The sequence below is a fragment of the Streptomyces sp. NPDC059564 genome (assembly GCF_042735575.1).
Taxonomy (GTDB): Bacteria; Actinomycetota; Actinomycetes; order Streptomycetales; family Streptomycetaceae; genus Streptomyces.
In genome coordinates this window covers 1-12,610 of sequence record NZ_JBHWBP010000027.1, presented here as the reverse complement: position 1 = coordinate 12,610, position 12,610 = coordinate 1, and the positions used below count along the sequence as shown (strand labels likewise).

The following is a 12,610-nucleotide window of genomic DNA, read 5'->3' as shown; positions in this document are numbered from 1 at the left end:
GGGTCTCAGTGAACCGATGACCCATGAAGGGGAACGATGAACATCGCCTACTGGATCGTCGCGGGACTGCTCGCCACCTTCTATGTCTACGCGGGCACGCTGAAGGTGATCCGCAGCCGTGATCAGCTCCGGCCGATGATGTCCTGGGTCGACCGCATGCCCTTGCCCGCCCTCAGGGCGCTGGGGACGGTCGAAATACTCGGCGCGACCGGCCTGATCCTGCCGCCGCTGACGGGCATAGCGCTCCCGCTGGCGCTGGCCGCGGCCAGCGGTTTCGTACTCCTCCAGGCAGGTGCGATCGCCGTCCACCTGACCGGCGAAGACCGCCGGATCGCATTCAACGTCGGGCTCATCACCACTGCGGCTGTGACCATCTGGCTGGCCACCAGGCTGTGATGGAGCACAGCCCTCGACTGGTGGAGGCACCCGCAGGGACAACCGCCACACGGCTGCTGTCACTTCTCGGGTTCCGGCGCGAGTAGAGCAGGACGCCCGCCGGGTCCTCCGCAGCGTCGGTTCGGCGGGCCGGCCTGGCTGTCGCCGGTACGCGCTCGACGCGTTCGCGGAGCGCGGCGACCGCCGCCGGGATGACGTCCAGGAGCTCTGCGGCCTCCGGGCTGCGCTCGGACAGTGCCCCGGCGCGTACCTCCAGAGCCGTGGCGGCGTCCTCAACGGCATCGGCACTCCAGACGCCCGGCGCCCACGCGCCGTCGTCGACAGGGCGAACGTTGCCGGATGCGGCACCGGCCAGCACGAATGGGCTACCTCGTCGGATCCTTGGATCCTTCACACTCACCGCGCTTCGGCGTGGCCGTCCGATCGGGCGTTCGTGGGTGTGGACGGGACCCGCGTTGTGGCATACCAAGGCCAGCCGGACGATCCGACGTCCTCACACTGAGCGGTAGTAGGCGTCGACGGGGGAGCGTGCCTGGTCGAACAGGGCCGGGCCTTCCTGGGTTACCGTCGGCCATTCGCCCGACTGCGGGTTGAGTTCGACGAGTTGTTCGGTGGAGAGCGCGTACACGACCCGGCCGATGCCGGAGCGGATGATGCCGCCGGTGCACATGCCGCAGGGCTGGCAGCTGGTGTACATGGTGGTGTGGGCGGCCGTGTCCGGGTCGAGTTGGCGCGCCGCCCAGCGGGCGAGCTTCAGTTCGGGGTGGGCGGTGATGTCGTCGTCGCGCCGTACCGTGTTGTGGGCTTCGGCGAGGATCGCGCCGTCCGGGCCGGTCAGCAGGGAGCCGTAGGGTGCGTCGCCCAGGGTGACCGCATGGGCCGCGATGCTGATGGCGCGCCGCAGGAAGGTCTCGTCGGAAGCGGTGATCACGATGGGTTCCTCCAGTGTGTGGCCACGGTGGTGAGCGCCTGCCAGGCCGCGTGGGGCCGACGGGTCTCCTCCGGATCTCCGTGGTAGGGGTCGAGTACGACGGTGTCCGCGCCGAGCAGACGGAGTTGGTCGAGGTCGTCGAGGATCTGCTCGATGGTCCCGACACCGGCGGGCCGGTCCGGATCGTCGACCGGTGCGCCGGTGATCCGCAGGGCGAGACGGGGCGAGAACCCCGGCAGCGAGTGTTTCGACAGGACCGAGCGCATCAGGGAGAGGGGGAGCCGCAGGGGGTGCCAGGAGTCGCCGAACCTGATGGTGCGTCGGATCGCTGCCTCGCTGTGGCCGCCGACCCAGACCGGTATCGGTGTGGTGCCGTTCCCGGTCTCCGTGCGCCAGGCGTCCCGCAGGGCACCCAAGTGTGCGTCGGCCAGTCGGCCGCGCGCAGTGAACGGCACACCGAGCGCGTCGAACTCCTGACGTGCCCAACCGACTCCCACGCCGAGAACGAACCGGCCGCCGCTGAGCTGGTTGAGGTTGGTGGCCATCCGGGCCACCAGCAGCGGATGCCGGTAGGGCAGGATGAGCACGGTCGTGCCCAGCCGTAGTTTCGTCGTCAGACCAGCCAGCCAGGACAGCGTGGTGAACGGCTCGTAGAACGGCTCCGGGTAGCGCTCGGCCACGTCCGGGGTGACGGCCACGTGATCCGAAACCATGAGGAGATCGAAGCCGAGCCCCTCCGCGGTACGCGCCCATTCGCGCAGCACGCCGGCATCGGTTCCGGGCCCGAAGTTCGGGACATTGACACCAAGTTGCATGAGTCGAGGCTATCCCGGTGATCATGCCGTGTGGAACGGCAGCTTCCCGGATATACCGCCTCTCTTCCATGATTCTGCCGGTAGAATCGCGCCATGACCGCGAATCTTGACGACGTCGACTGGGCGATCATCGGCCAGCTGCAAGAGGAGGCTCGTATCTCCCTCAGCGAGCTGGGGCGGCGCGTGAACCTCAGCTCGTCGGCCACCACGGAACGGGTGCGGAACCTGGAGTCGCTTGGCGTCATCACCGGCTACCACGCCACTGTGGATCTGGCCAAGGTCGGCTATCCCGTGCTCGCCGTCGTCCGGCTGAAGTACCCGGGCAACCACCACCACCAGCCGCTGCGGCAGCTGCTTGCCGAGCGGCGGGAGATCCTGGAGTGCCTGCGCACCACTGGCGACGACTGCTACACCCTGAAAGTGGCCGCGACCTCCATGGAGCGTCTGGAGGAACTCATGGACGAGTTGGCCGGTTTTGGCAGCACGACCACGAGCGTCGTCTACAGCCAGACGCTGCCTTATCGCGGACCCGACCGGCCCTGACCAACGGCCTGCGCCCGGCGCGCAACCCAGACCGGACTGGTCGCCTTCTGCGAGATGACTCCCTGCGGTGGCGGTCAAGGTGTTCACCGGGCCTCTGGTTGACCGGATCGGCCCGTAGGCCGTTTCCTGGACCACTGATCGGCCGGAAGTTCTTACCGTCGCCCCGACCTCGGCGACCTGGCGCGACGTCCCCGCTCAGGTCGTGGGCTGCCCGGGGGTGACCGCGTAGGGCGGGGTGGTCGTACGCGGCCCGCGGCACAGCGGGGTCGATCCGATCCGGTCCCTTGGCCAGGCTGGCCTGCCGGCTGTCCGCGGCGGTGCCGACCGCCGAGGTCACGGTCGCAGGCCGTCCTTCGTTCCGAGGACGGCGGGTCCGCTGCCTTCGGGGAGGTGGGCCACGACCAAGGCGAACGCCTCCTCCAGGGTCGCCACCTTGCCGAGGACGCCTTCCCCGGCCCGGCCCGTGACCTGGAACCCGCCGGCCAGGAGCGGATATACGAGCGGCACGTCATGCGAGGCGGGGTAGCCGGTGCACCGGCTGAGGTAGAGGATGCCGTGGCTGACCCCGGGGAAGAGCACCCGCAGCCGCGGTTGCGCGTACGCGGCCCGCACCATGGCGGGATCGATCACGTCTTCCCCGAACCCCAGGAACTCCTGCCACCGTTCCGCGACGATCTCCGCAGCCTTCTCAGAGCCCTCACTGTCCGTCATGTTGCGAGCTCACCTCCTCTTCGGTTTGTTGCCGCTGTCCGGCGGACCCAATTCGGGAATGTCGGGTCGGGGAACTTCAACGCGTTGATTCTCCGAGTTCCAGTGGATGGAGACCCACGACCGCCCCATGGGATTCGGGTCTCCGTCTGCCACATCAGCCTCGTGCATCCGCACATTGCGCGCGACGATGCTCATCTCCCAGGCCGTTCCGGCACCTTCCGGCCGGTTCCCCTCCTGCGTCGAGTAGGCCGGCTGAGACTGCGCATGGGGATCGCCTGCCGGATTTGCCGGCGGGCCGTCACGGAAGACCTGTCAGGGAATCGGTACTCGTTGCCGTTGCCGTTGCCGTTGGGGCCTCGCGGGCTGCCCCGGCGCCGTGGTTCCTGATGGCTGCCACAGCGCGGGACGTGGGCGTCAAGGAATTCTTGACAAGTCGACTGCGTCAAGGTTTCCTTGACGCATGTCGATCTTGAGTTCGAAGGCCCGGCATCGGGTCGATTTTCCTGCCACCGCATCCATGGCCGTCGTACTGCCGCTCGGTGTGAGCTTGCCGGCCGTGACGGTGATGTTCGGTGACCGGTTCGGCACCTCCGCCACCGTCGCGCTGGTCGTCGCGGGCCTCGCGGCCATCGCCTGCACGGCTGGCCTGGCTGCCCGCGAGGCTGAGCGGGTGCGCCGGGACGAGGAAGTCCTCGACGCCCTGGAACCCCTTGCCGGAGCGCACCGATGAACAACGAACCGCTGCTCCACCCGGTGGAGACCGCCCGGATCCGGGAAGGCATCGCTGCAGCCGTCCTCGGCGCCCCCGAGGGGCTGGCCGAGTCGCTCGAACACGATGCCCACGGGTACCTGCGCCTCGTGGACGCCTCGCGCGTCGGAGCCGAGGAGGCGAGCCGGCTGCTGCGCGAGGCCGTCCAGGGCGCCAGGGCTGCCGGCCACAGCTGGGACACGGTGGGCCGCGTCCTGGGGGTGAGCCGCCAGGCGGCCCAGCAGCGCTTCTCGGGCAAGGATGCGGGTGCGGGCCCGTCGGCGCCGCCCGCCGCGGGCCCGAACGCCCCGAAGCGCCGCACCCTCGGCGGGTTGACCGCGTTCAACGAGATGGCCGCCCTGGAGGAAGCCGGCCGCGACGGCTGGCAGCTGGTCGGCTACGGCCCCTTCTTCCACGAGGTGGAGGCGTCCGGCCAGCCGTGGGAGCACTGCCGGGTAGCGCTTCCCTCCTCCGCGCGACACCGGCGGATGGAATCAGAGGGCTGGATTCCGGTTGGCGTGGGATGGTTCCCGTGGCGGTACTACAAGCGGCCCGTCGTGTGAATGGGGTCTGGTGCAGTTTTGGGTGACAGGTTCGGCCGCGCGGCCTGGAGGGCCGGTGTGGTGATGACGGTCTCGCATTCGACGGGAGTCAGCCGGCCGAGTGCGGCTCGTTGGCGGCGTCGGTGATGGGTCCGCTCGATCCAGGTCGCGATCGCGATCCACAGTTCCTCGCGGTGGTCCAGCTTCGGTGGTCGAGGAGGTTCTTCTGCAGCAGGCTGAAGAAGGACTCCATGGCCGCGTTGTCGCCGACTGCCCCGACCCTCCCTATCGATCCGGCCATCCGGTGCCGGTCGAGCGCCCGCACGAACGTCCGGGACCGGAACTGCGATACCCGGCACGTCACCGTGACGGGCACCCCGTCCCCGGCCAGCTCCTTCACGAGCGGGTAGTTTCCTTTCCCGGCAGATGCGCCTGCGACGAATAGGCCGCGGCCCGGCGCTGGACCTCGTTCTCCTGCTCCAGCAGAGCCTTTCAAGGCTCTGCCCGGGGTTCCGTGAGGTGCCTGGTCACCGGCATGGAAGGTACGTGGATCCAGAACCACGCCGGAGGCCGTTACCCAGCAGCGACAACCTGGCCGGCCGTGACCTGGGGAGGTTCGGGCAGCAGCGACGCGAGGCTCTCCCGTACGAAGTCAGCCGCCCTCCTGACCGACTCTTCGGCCCCGGCTTGGTCTTCAAAGACGCTGGTGGAGAGCATCACTCCGCCCCCTGCGTCAACCCAGTAGTAGGCCACGAATCCCGGGACTCGGCGGAGGAGAGGCACGAATCCCTCGTCCACTCGGCGTCCCGCCTCGGCCGGATCAGTCACTCCTTCGTACCGTCGAACCACTGCGTACACGGCTGATCTCCTCATGGATCCCAAGGTCACCTCGTGCGAAACGACATACCCCCGCCGTGCGTCGCACGCTCGTGGGACATCCGGAAGGCACTCGGATAGGCGCATCGAAGATCCAGAACGGCATCCGCCGCAGCCAGGGCGGGGCGGGGCGAACCGGCTTCACTGGACTGCGGGCAGAGCCCGAATCTTCGCTCTTCCTTCCTGAGGTGCTTGCCGTGGTCGACGTGCGGGCAGATCGGCGAGGGTGGCGGCCCCGCGGCGGACGGCGCGCACCTGAACCGCCTGACGGCCAACGCCTCCAAGATCGCGACGACAAGCAGAGCCGTGCCGGCAAGACGCAGAAGTCCGAGAAGCCGGAGAAGGAGGACCGCAAGGAGAAGGCCTGTGGGGTTGGGCGGGGCGGGGGCCTAGGGCCTGTGTGATGTCGTGATCAGTCGCCGGCTTTGAGGAGGTCGTCGATCCAGATCATGGCGGCGCGGAGGTGGAGGCCGGCGAGGTAGCTGTCCGGGGATTTGTTGTATCGGGTGGCGATTCCTCGCCAGGCTTTCAGCTTGTTGATCAGACGCTCGACGGTGTTCCGCTCTTTGTAGAGGTCGGCGTCGTGGACGATGGGCCGGCCGCCCCGGCAGCCCTTCTTCTTGCGGTTGGCGGCCTGGTCCCGTTTCTCCGGGATGACCGCCTTGATTCCGCGTTTGCGCAGGTAGGCACGGTTGCCACGGGACGAGTACGCCCTATCCGCAGCGACCGCACCAGGCGTCGTGCGGGGACGGCCGACCTGCAGCGGACTCTGACCTTCGCGAGCACGGGGACGAATTGCGGGCTGTCCCCGGCCTGCCCGGCAGTCAGGACCAGCGCGAGCGGACGACATTTGCGGTCCGCGGCGAGATGAATCTTGCTGGTGAGGCCGCCCCGGGACCTGCCGAGCAGGGCTTCCTTCAGACGAAGCTTGCGTCGGCGCCGGACCCGCCGACGTTGGTCCTGTCCGTTCTGCTCCTCCGTGCCGCCCCCTTTTGCCGGGCTGCCTCCTGCTCCTGCACGGCTTCTTCCAGGGCCGACATGAGGTGCTTGCTGACGCGGAGCCCTGCGGCGTCGTGGTGGGCGCGGACCATGGTCGAGTCCACGCTGACCAGCGACAAGTCCGTCCTACCCAACCGGGCACCCTCGGCGATCAGGCCTTCCAGCAGAGCGGTGAACACACCGGCGTCCCGCCACACGCGAAAGCGCCCGTAGACAGTGGCCCAGGAGCCGAACTCGGCAGGCATCTCCCGCCACTGGCCACTGGAGCGGAACCGCCAGATCACACCCTCAAACTGCTCCCGCAACCGCTCCGGATACGGACCGTACCTACCGATCGGCAGATACGGCTCGATGAACTTCCACTGGGCATGGGTGAGTTGCCTACGCGTCACCACCACAGTCCTACCGGGTTCCGCCCCGCGAAGAGGGCAGAACCCAGCAACTGATCACGACATCACACACGCCCTAGGCCGGATCAGACGTGTAGTCGGGGTCGTCGTACAGGGGCCCGGCGAAAGTGCGCAGCGCATCGTGCAGGCGCTCGGCTGGCACGAAGGGAACGTGGTCGGCGCAGTACACCCGAAAGCTGCCGTCGTCCTGCCTCTTGATGTCGTGCTTGGTCAGCCATGCCGGGCTGGGTTCGCTGCCCTTGTGGAACCAGACCCGGACATCGGCGTACGGCTGACCTCCGTGCTTCGAGCTGCCGAGCCCGATGCGATCGACCGCGCGCCATCCGATGGTGAAGGTCTGATCCTCTCCCCAGAGGTAGCGCGTCACCGAGAAGCCGTCTGGGCTCACGACGACGATGTCGGACTGAAAGGACCGTCCCTCGTACACGGCTTTCAGCAGCACGATGGCCACCGTGACGACGAACGCGATCAAACCGGTCAGGACTTGGCTGTCCGTCGGGTCGTCGAACTTGAACAGGTCCTTTCCGTAGCCCGAGCCCCCAGCAACCACAGCTACAAATAGCCCGGTTCCGAGGCTCGGCAGGACCCGCCGCTGCACCCACTGGGCGATCATCTTCTCCTGCCCGACGGTGAGCGTGGTCTGCGCCTGCCTCCCGTCGGATTCGGGCTGTCTCGGATGCCCCAGGTCGGCCGAGACGGCGGACAGGAGGGCCAGCGCCTCTGCGGGTGTCGGCCGACGGACGGACTCGCGCTGCAGCAGGGCATCGAGAAGGGGCGCAAGGTGCTCGGCGCGCTGTGCGATCCGGGGCATCTCCTCCAGAGCGGCGACCGGGTTCTCTCGGGGGAACGGCAGCACGCCCTCGACAGCCTCGTACAGCGTCACGCCGAGCGAGTAGAGATCTGATGGGCCGCTCGCCGGCGCCCCCTGCCACCGCTCGGGGGCCGTGTATCCGGGTGTTCCGATGACGAAGTTGGTCGGGGTCAGCCGGGTATCGGTGTGGTCCACCGCGATGCCGAAATCCGTGAGCAGGACATCCCCGTGGGGTGTGAGCATGACGTTCGCGGGCTTCACGTCGCGGTGGATAATGCCCGCCTCGTGCGCGAACTGCAGGGCCCGCAGAAGGGCCCGTGCGATGGCGCACGCCCTGGCCTCGCCGAGCGGACCGTTCGCCTTGAGCTCGTCGGCGAGGGAGTGACCCTCCACCAACTGCATGACGATCCAGGGCGCGCCGTTGACTTCGACGACGTCGTGCACGGTGACGATATTGGGGTGGTCGCGCAGCTTGGCGGCGTGGCGCGCTTCCCGTGCGGCCCGGGCGAGAAGCTCTCCCTGTTGCTCTGGCAGCGCGTGCCCGAGCCGGACCTCTTTGACCGCCACCTGCACGCCGAGCACCATGTCCTCGGCGGACCACACCTGGCCGAACCCGCCAGAACCTAAATGCCGACTCAACTTGTACCGGCCGTGGACTAGTTGCCCGATCACTGCGTCCATCCCCCAGCTCCCCCTCCACGCACGCGCGCCCGATGCGACTGCGACTGGCCCATTGTGAACCGACCAGACAGGACGCATCACGTCTCCTTCCAGCCCCCTTCAGTCCAGCCTGCCACCGGGCGTGAGGGCGGGCGATCGAGGAGCACCCGGGCGGGCAGGGCGCCGAACGGGCGACCGTGCGGAGCGTCGGATTCCCATAGCGAATCGAACAGATTTACGATTCGAGAGTGACCGATGCGAGCACCTTCCCCGACGATCTCCTCCAGCTGCAGGAACGCCACCACCGCCTCCACGCGGAGCACCGCGCCTACCTGGCCGGGCTGCCCTGGAGCGTAGAGCCCATGAAGGGCTGGCGGCGGGCCGAGAAGCACTCCCACCGGGGGGACGTCCCCGACAGCCCCGGCTGGAGTGACGAGCAGAAGGAGACGGTCGATCGGATGTGGGGGGAGATTCGAGAGCTGTCGATCGCGGTCGTCGACCACCCCCACTGGGCAACGGTCCCCCGCGAGGTCCTGGTGAACGCCCGCATGCAGCTGAAGAGGCAGGCCCGCCCTGCCGACGCCGACGACACGGCCAAGGCGGCGTAACCACCATGCCGGATCCCCTTCTGCCCCTGCCCCCGGCCCTGGACCAGCTTCTGGTGATACGCCGTTGGCTGGAGCTCACCCTCGCCCGGGTCGACGAGAAGATCGCCGCCGTGCGGGCTGTCGAGAATGAGCGGGCCCGCCGCCGCCCCCTGCCGGAGCCGCCCCGCTGGTGGATCGAGTACGGCATCGGCGCCGTCCGCAGGCCCGACCGCGTGCACACCGGCGCCTGCAAAGTGAGCGACCGCGGCCGCGCCGCCACCCGCGAGTCCGTCCTGGAAGTCCTGCGCACCGTTCCGTCTGTCATCGCCTGCCCGCTGTGCCGGCCCGACAGCGAGCTGGGGCTCCTCGACACCTGACCGGAACGGACGTGGACTACTCGGGGTCGAGCGGCTCGTGAGGTTTCGCCGGCTGGGGGAGCTGGTGCCTGGTCTCCCAGCCGATGTCTGTGATCCGGATCCGGTAAGGCCGCCACGCCTCCACGATGTCCAGCTCGATGGGCGGCGGCATTTCCCGCAGCCGTACCGGCGTGGTTCTGTTCACGAGAACGGGGTTCTGGCACAGATCTTGGGGAGCGGTCGCGGAGTGTCACCAGGGCAACAGCATGAGGTGGGCCGGCCGCAGGGCGGTTTGCCGGGACAGTCCAAATTTGCAGGCGCTCTCGCGAGCCGTGCTGGCATCGTATGAACCATGGCAGCGATAGACGGCACATCCGAACCCGACAGCCCTGTCCGCAGCGCCTATCCGCCCCTGGCGGAGGCAGCGTGGCTGTATCAGGCGGATCAGGTGTGTCCGGAAGACCTGCCGATGGCCGCTGCCCAGGCACTCGCAATGGGAATGGACACGCCGACCCTGTGCGAGCTCGCCGGCCTACCGCGTCATGCGGACCCCCGGAACATCCGCGACACATTTGAGCAGGCTCTCGAAGAATTGGGGATCATTCTGCCCGATCACGACCTGGCGCGCCGATACGCGCTGCGCAGGCTGGCCACGCAATTCACCGCCGGGGAGGTGGATCTCGCCGGGTTGGCATCGGACGAGTGGTCGGAGATAGAGGTCGAGACCGCTGAGGAGCATGCATTCGTGGCGCTACTCCCGCCATGCGCGTGCTGCATCGAGTACACGCTGGGGCTCGACGAGGCGGCATGGAAAGCGCAACTGCAGATCGCGGCCTGTGCCTTGGTCTCGCATCCCACGGTCGGGCCGCGCTTCTGACGTGTGGGATCAGAAGGCGTTTCTGGCGCAACATCTGGGGTCGCGATCGCGGAGGGTCACTGAAGCAGGATCATCTTGCGGAGGAGTTCGAATCCGGCTCGGCCGTAGAGCTGCCGCTTGATCTTCTTGATGCGATTGACGGCGCCCTTGATGCTGCCGGAGCTCCAGTCGAGAGTGAGCCCGGCAGTCACGGCGTCGAGGTCTCGGAGCAAACGGAGTGCGAAGCCCGTGAGGCCGGGCAGCCGACTAGGGCCTGTTGTGAAAGTACTGATCACGTGGGGTCTGGCGTCCATCGCGGGCGTCGTTGTCAGTGGTGCCTTGCATGATCAGCGCGTCAGCTTTTCACGGAGGTAGGGAAGTGCCATGCCGATCACAAACCAGCAGGTAGCGGGACACGCGTTCCTGCGGGAGATGTACGACGACTCGTACTTCCCTGACCGCGTGGTCGACGGGGGGAAGGCGATCCTGCTGCGGCTGTGCGAGCGCATTGAGGCAGGGCAGCCGTCGGATCTGGAAACGCTGTATGAGCTCACCCAGGCCGCGACGGAGGAGTTCAACCTGCTGGACAGGGAGTTCGTGGCGGCGGGGAGCGAGATCGAGACGGTCGCGCGCGAGTGGATCTGTGACGAGTTCTGCTTCGTCGCGTCGGCATACGGGTTCACGAACGCGGATGCGGAGGAGCTGACCGCCAGTCGGGACTGGTGAACGAGGACGAGAAGGGCACCTCCGGCACTCAGGGCACCTGGGCGGCGGACCGCACGCGGCCGCTATCACCACCAACACCTCGGCCGTGAGCTCCACGGCTTCCAACCGCACATCGACGTCTGTGAACAGCACATCGTCCAGCGAGCAGACCCCCACCAGCGAGACATGCCCTGCCGGAACGTTCCCTCACACGGCTCCTGACCTGGGATTTCACGAAACTCCGGCCAGAGCCAAAATTCGGGATCCGCATCAGAGGTCGGCGCTGACCGCGTCGGCCTCCTCCCGCACATGCATGAGCTTCGTCGCACGTGGCCGCGTCGAAATCGAGATTGATCCGCCGCCGGGGTCTTCCCAAGGAGTGCACTTCTCCCGGAAGGGCCCGCCGCCTCGTCTGCAGGGAAAACGTTGCGGCATGAACCAAGATCATGAGAGCGGTAGAGCGGGGCGGATCAGCAAGCATGTGGGGTGGTGGATCGCCGCCCTCGCGGGCCTGGCCGGGATTGCAGGACTGATCTTCGCGATCGTCACCCGGGACAGGTTCACCGTGGAGGACTGGGTGAAACAGGACAACGCGGTCTGCGACGGCCTGAGCCCGCAAATGACCAAAGAGGTTCGAACAGCCGAGGCCTCCCTCATCGTGCGGGTGGACGGCGGCTACAAATCCGCGGACTATCAGCCGGCGGCAACGGCCTGGGACGCGCTGGGAACCACCGAGCGGAAGCTCAGCAGCGAGATGGGAAAGATCGAGACGCCTGAATCGCACACGAAGGAGATCGCCAGACTCCTGGACGCAATGAACGACGTGAGCGATCAAGATCTCGCGCTGTCCGACAAGCTCCAGGTGCAGGACATCACGAGCGAGAGCCAGACCGCCCAGGACATCGCAAAATGGCGCCGCCAGTACGTTGACCAGGTGAACGCCGATCTGACGCGCCTCAATGCCCGGCACTGCCTTCCCAAGCAGTAGGCCGGGAAACGACCGTCACGCGACTTTGGCGACCACAACGATCGGACCTTTCCTACTCGCAGGCGATGCTGTCCCTGTCCGCATCCAGGTGCCGCCCGTACCCGTCTTCGCCACGACGTAGGGGTGCTGCACCGGCGGCTCGAGCGGCACCGCAGTTCTCATACTTGTGCTCCAGGCGGTAGGGCGCGCCCGGGCTCAGGCCGACCTCGACGGTGGCCGTGACCTTCAGCGCCCAGGCACCCGCGGAGCCGATCGGCGCGGTCGACCTCATGAAAGCCCTGCGCGCCGGCGTCGAGCGAGCCGCAAGCCCCAAGGAGACCGGAGGCAAGGCCAGCAGCTTCTTCGGGAAGACCTCGGCCACGGCGAAGCCCTCAGCGAAGAAGCGGATCCGCTCCGCGCCGAAGGAGGACCTGAGCGGCTTGTCGAAAGCCGACCTCTACAAGAAGGCGGCCGCCGCGAACCTTCACGGCCGCTCGCAGATGACCCGCGACGACCTCGTGAAGGCGCTGGCGGCTCACCTGTAGGACCGCGGCCATGGCCGAAGCACCGGAGCACCTGCCCGGGACCCTTGAGTACGTCATGCTGAGGCCATGCGGACGAAGGCGGTGCCGGTGAGGACCTTGGTGAGTGAACCGATCTGGACGTAGCGGTCCGGGTGGTGGCCATGTGTGGTGCG

At 67.7% G+C, this 12,610-nt stretch carries 17 protein-coding genes and 2 pseudogenes; 10 read left to right on the top strand and 9 right to left on the bottom strand.

From position 1 onward, the window contains the following. Window positions 1–36: 36 nt before the first annotated feature. Window positions 37–396, top strand: coding sequence for a DoxX family protein (locus tag ACFV0Q_RS08160; RefSeq protein ID WP_385002258.1), 360 nt, complete (start codon window positions 37–39; stop codon window positions 394–396). Between the two features lie 493 nt (window positions 397–889). Here the strand turns inward: ACFV0Q_RS08160 and ACFV0Q_RS08155 are convergent, their stop codons facing one another. Together ACFV0Q_RS08155 and ACFV0Q_RS08150 are read right to left on the bottom strand one after the other, a co-directional pair. Continuing rightward, a complete protein-coding gene (locus ACFV0Q_RS08155; protein ID WP_385002255.1) occupies window positions 890–1,327 on the bottom strand; it encodes a nucleoside deaminase in 438 nt (145 codons plus the stop codon). Next, window positions 1,324–2,142 carry an LLM class flavin-dependent oxidoreductase gene (locus ACFV0Q_RS08150; RefSeq protein ID WP_385002252.1) on the bottom strand — a complete coding sequence of 273 codons (819 nt, stop codon included), beginning with the start codon at window positions 2,140–2,142 and terminating at the stop codon, window positions 1,324–1,326. Before ACFV0Q_RS08150 ends, ACFV0Q_RS08155 begins: the two co-directional genes overlap by 4 nt. Window positions 2,143–2,235: 93 nt before the next feature. On the opposite strand from ACFV0Q_RS08150, the gene ACFV0Q_RS08145 reads away from it, so the two are divergent. Beyond that, window positions 2,236–2,685 (top strand): Lrp/AsnC family transcriptional regulator, encoded by a 450-nt coding sequence (locus ACFV0Q_RS08145; RefSeq protein ID WP_385002249.1) that lies wholly within the window; start codon window positions 2,236–2,238, stop codon window positions 2,683–2,685. Between the two features lie 333 nt (window positions 2,686–3,018). On the opposite strand, the gene ACFV0Q_RS08140 is transcribed toward ACFV0Q_RS08145, so the two are convergent. Then, window positions 3,019–3,396, bottom strand: a complete 378-nt coding sequence (locus ACFV0Q_RS08140; RefSeq protein ID WP_385002246.1) for a DUF6193 family natural product biosynthesis protein — start codon at window positions 3,394–3,396, stop codon at window positions 3,019–3,021. Between the two features lie 517 nt (window positions 3,397–3,913). Here ACFV0Q_RS08140 and ACFV0Q_RS08135 point away from each other — a divergent pair. Continuing rightward, complete coding sequence (locus tag ACFV0Q_RS08135; protein WP_385002243.1) at window positions 3,914–4,126, top strand: hypothetical protein; 213 nt, start codon at window positions 3,914–3,916, stop codon at window positions 4,124–4,126. Next, window positions 4,123–4,707, top strand: a complete 585-nt coding sequence (locus ACFV0Q_RS08130) for a hypothetical protein (RefSeq protein ID WP_385002240.1) — start codon at window positions 4,123–4,125, stop codon at window positions 4,705–4,707. Before ACFV0Q_RS08135 ends, ACFV0Q_RS08130 begins: the two co-directional genes overlap by 4 nt. Before the next feature lie 38 nt (window positions 4,708–4,745). Here ACFV0Q_RS08130 and ACFV0Q_RS08125 read toward each other — a convergent pair. The 3 genes and pseudogenes from ACFV0Q_RS08125 to ACFV0Q_RS08115 form a co-directional block, all read right to left on the bottom strand. Beyond that, window positions 4,746–5,041: pseudogene (locus ACFV0Q_RS08125) on the bottom strand (IS3 family transposase); the annotation flags it as partial. 933 nt (window positions 5,042–5,974) lie between these two features. Then, window positions 5,975–6,953, bottom strand: a pseudogene (locus ACFV0Q_RS08120) (IS5 family transposase). A gap of 73 nt (window positions 6,954–7,026) precedes the next feature. Beyond that, window positions 7,027–8,463, bottom strand: a complete 1,437-nt coding sequence (locus tag ACFV0Q_RS08115; RefSeq protein WP_385002237.1) for a serine/threonine-protein kinase — start codon at window positions 8,461–8,463, stop codon at window positions 7,027–7,029. A gap of 227 nt (window positions 8,464–8,690) precedes the next feature. On the opposite strand from ACFV0Q_RS08115, the gene ACFV0Q_RS08110 reads away from it, so the two are divergent. Together ACFV0Q_RS08110 and ACFV0Q_RS08105 are read left to right on the top strand one after the other, a co-directional pair. Further along, a complete protein-coding gene (locus tag ACFV0Q_RS08110; protein WP_385002234.1) occupies window positions 8,691–9,050 on the top strand; it encodes a hypothetical protein in 360 nt (119 codons plus the stop codon). 5 nt (window positions 9,051–9,055) lie between these two features. After that, a complete protein-coding gene (locus ACFV0Q_RS08105; RefSeq protein WP_385002231.1) occupies window positions 9,056–9,406 on the top strand; it encodes a DUF6233 domain-containing protein in 351 nt (116 codons plus the stop codon). Between the two features lie 16 nt (window positions 9,407–9,422). Here ACFV0Q_RS08105 and ACFV0Q_RS08100 read toward each other — a convergent pair whose 3' ends face one another. Continuing rightward, entirely contained in the window at window positions 9,423–9,590 is a 168-nt protein-coding gene (locus ACFV0Q_RS08100) for a hypothetical protein (RefSeq protein ID WP_385002228.1), read from the bottom strand. A 147-nt stretch (window positions 9,591–9,737) separates the two neighbouring features. Between ACFV0Q_RS08100 and ACFV0Q_RS08095 the strand changes: the two genes are divergently transcribed. Beyond that, complete coding sequence (locus ACFV0Q_RS08095) at window positions 9,738–10,262, top strand: hypothetical protein (protein ID WP_385002225.1); 525 nt, start codon at window positions 9,738–9,740, stop codon at window positions 10,260–10,262. A 56-nt stretch (window positions 10,263–10,318) separates the two neighbouring features. Here ACFV0Q_RS08095 and ACFV0Q_RS08090 read toward each other — a convergent pair whose 3' ends face one another. Further along, the gene (locus ACFV0Q_RS08090; protein WP_385002222.1) at window positions 10,319–10,453 is read right to left on the bottom strand and encodes a hypothetical protein; all 135 of its coding nucleotides are present in this window, start codon (window positions 10,451–10,453) and stop codon (window positions 10,319–10,321) included. Between the two features lie 172 nt (window positions 10,454–10,625). Between ACFV0Q_RS08090 and ACFV0Q_RS08085 the strand changes: the two genes are divergently transcribed. Continuing rightward, window positions 10,626–10,967 (top strand): DUF5713 family protein, encoded by a 342-nt coding sequence (locus ACFV0Q_RS08085; RefSeq protein ID WP_385002219.1) that lies wholly within the window; start codon window positions 10,626–10,628, stop codon window positions 10,965–10,967. A 292-nt stretch (window positions 10,968–11,259) separates the two neighbouring features. Continuing rightward, a complete protein-coding gene (locus ACFV0Q_RS08080) occupies window positions 11,260–11,934 on the top strand; it encodes a hypothetical protein (RefSeq protein WP_385002216.1) in 675 nt (224 codons plus the stop codon). Window positions 11,935–11,986: 52 nt separating this feature from the next. On the opposite strand, the gene ACFV0Q_RS08075 is transcribed toward ACFV0Q_RS08080, so the two are convergent. Beyond that, on the bottom strand, window positions 11,987–12,205 hold the full coding sequence (locus tag ACFV0Q_RS08075) for an excalibur calcium-binding domain-containing protein (protein WP_385002342.1): 219 nt from the start codon (window positions 12,203–12,205) through the stop codon (window positions 11,987–11,989). Between ACFV0Q_RS08075 and ACFV0Q_RS08070 the strand changes: the two genes are divergently transcribed. Next, the gene (locus ACFV0Q_RS08070) at window positions 12,153–12,458 is read left to right on the top strand and encodes a hypothetical protein (RefSeq protein WP_385002350.1); all 306 of its coding nucleotides are present in this window, start codon (window positions 12,153–12,155) and stop codon (window positions 12,456–12,458) included. The genes ACFV0Q_RS08075 and ACFV0Q_RS08070 overlap by 53 nt on opposite strands. Window positions 12,459–12,610 lie beyond the last annotated feature (152 nt).

Bases quoted from the DNA above. Each gene is read 5' to 3' on its own strand.
- ACFV0Q_RS08105 (WP_385002231.1), top strand. From the start codon at position 9,056: ATGCCGGATCCCCTTCTGCCCCTGCCCCCGGCCCTGGACCAGCTTCTG.
- ACFV0Q_RS08135 (WP_385002243.1), top strand. From the start codon at position 3,914: ATGGCCGTCGTACTGCCGCTCGGTGTGAGCTTGCCGGCCGTGACGGTG.
- ACFV0Q_RS08080 (WP_385002216.1), top strand. From the start codon at position 11,260: ATGAGCTTCGTCGCACGTGGCCGCGTCGAAATCGAGATTGATCCGCCG.
- ACFV0Q_RS08075 (WP_385002342.1), bottom strand. From the start codon at position 12,205: ATGAGGTCGACCGCGCCGATCGGCTCCGCGGGTGCCTGGGCGCTGAAG.
- ACFV0Q_RS08130 (WP_385002240.1), top strand. From the start codon at position 4,123: ATGAACAACGAACCGCTGCTCCACCCGGTGGAGACCGCCCGGATCCGG.
- ACFV0Q_RS08140 (WP_385002246.1), bottom strand. From the start codon at position 3,396: ATGACGGACAGTGAGGGCTCTGAGAAGGCTGCGGAGATCGTCGCGGAA.
- ACFV0Q_RS08115 (WP_385002237.1), bottom strand. From the start codon at position 8,463: ATGGACGCAGTGATCGGGCAACTAGTCCACGGCCGGTACAAGTTGAGT.
- ACFV0Q_RS08160 (WP_385002258.1), top strand. From the start codon at position 37: ATGAACATCGCCTACTGGATCGTCGCGGGACTGCTCGCCACCTTCTAT.
- ACFV0Q_RS08150 (WP_385002252.1), bottom strand. From the start codon at position 2,142: ATGCAACTTGGTGTCAATGTCCCGAACTTCGGGCCCGGAACCGATGCC.
- ACFV0Q_RS08095 (WP_385002225.1), top strand. From the start codon at position 9,738: ATGGCAGCGATAGACGGCACATCCGAACCCGACAGCCCTGTCCGCAGC.
- ACFV0Q_RS08085 (WP_385002219.1), top strand. From the start codon at position 10,626: ATGCCGATCACAAACCAGCAGGTAGCGGGACACGCGTTCCTGCGGGAG.
- ACFV0Q_RS08145 (WP_385002249.1), top strand. From the start codon at position 2,236: ATGACCGCGAATCTTGACGACGTCGACTGGGCGATCATCGGCCAGCTG.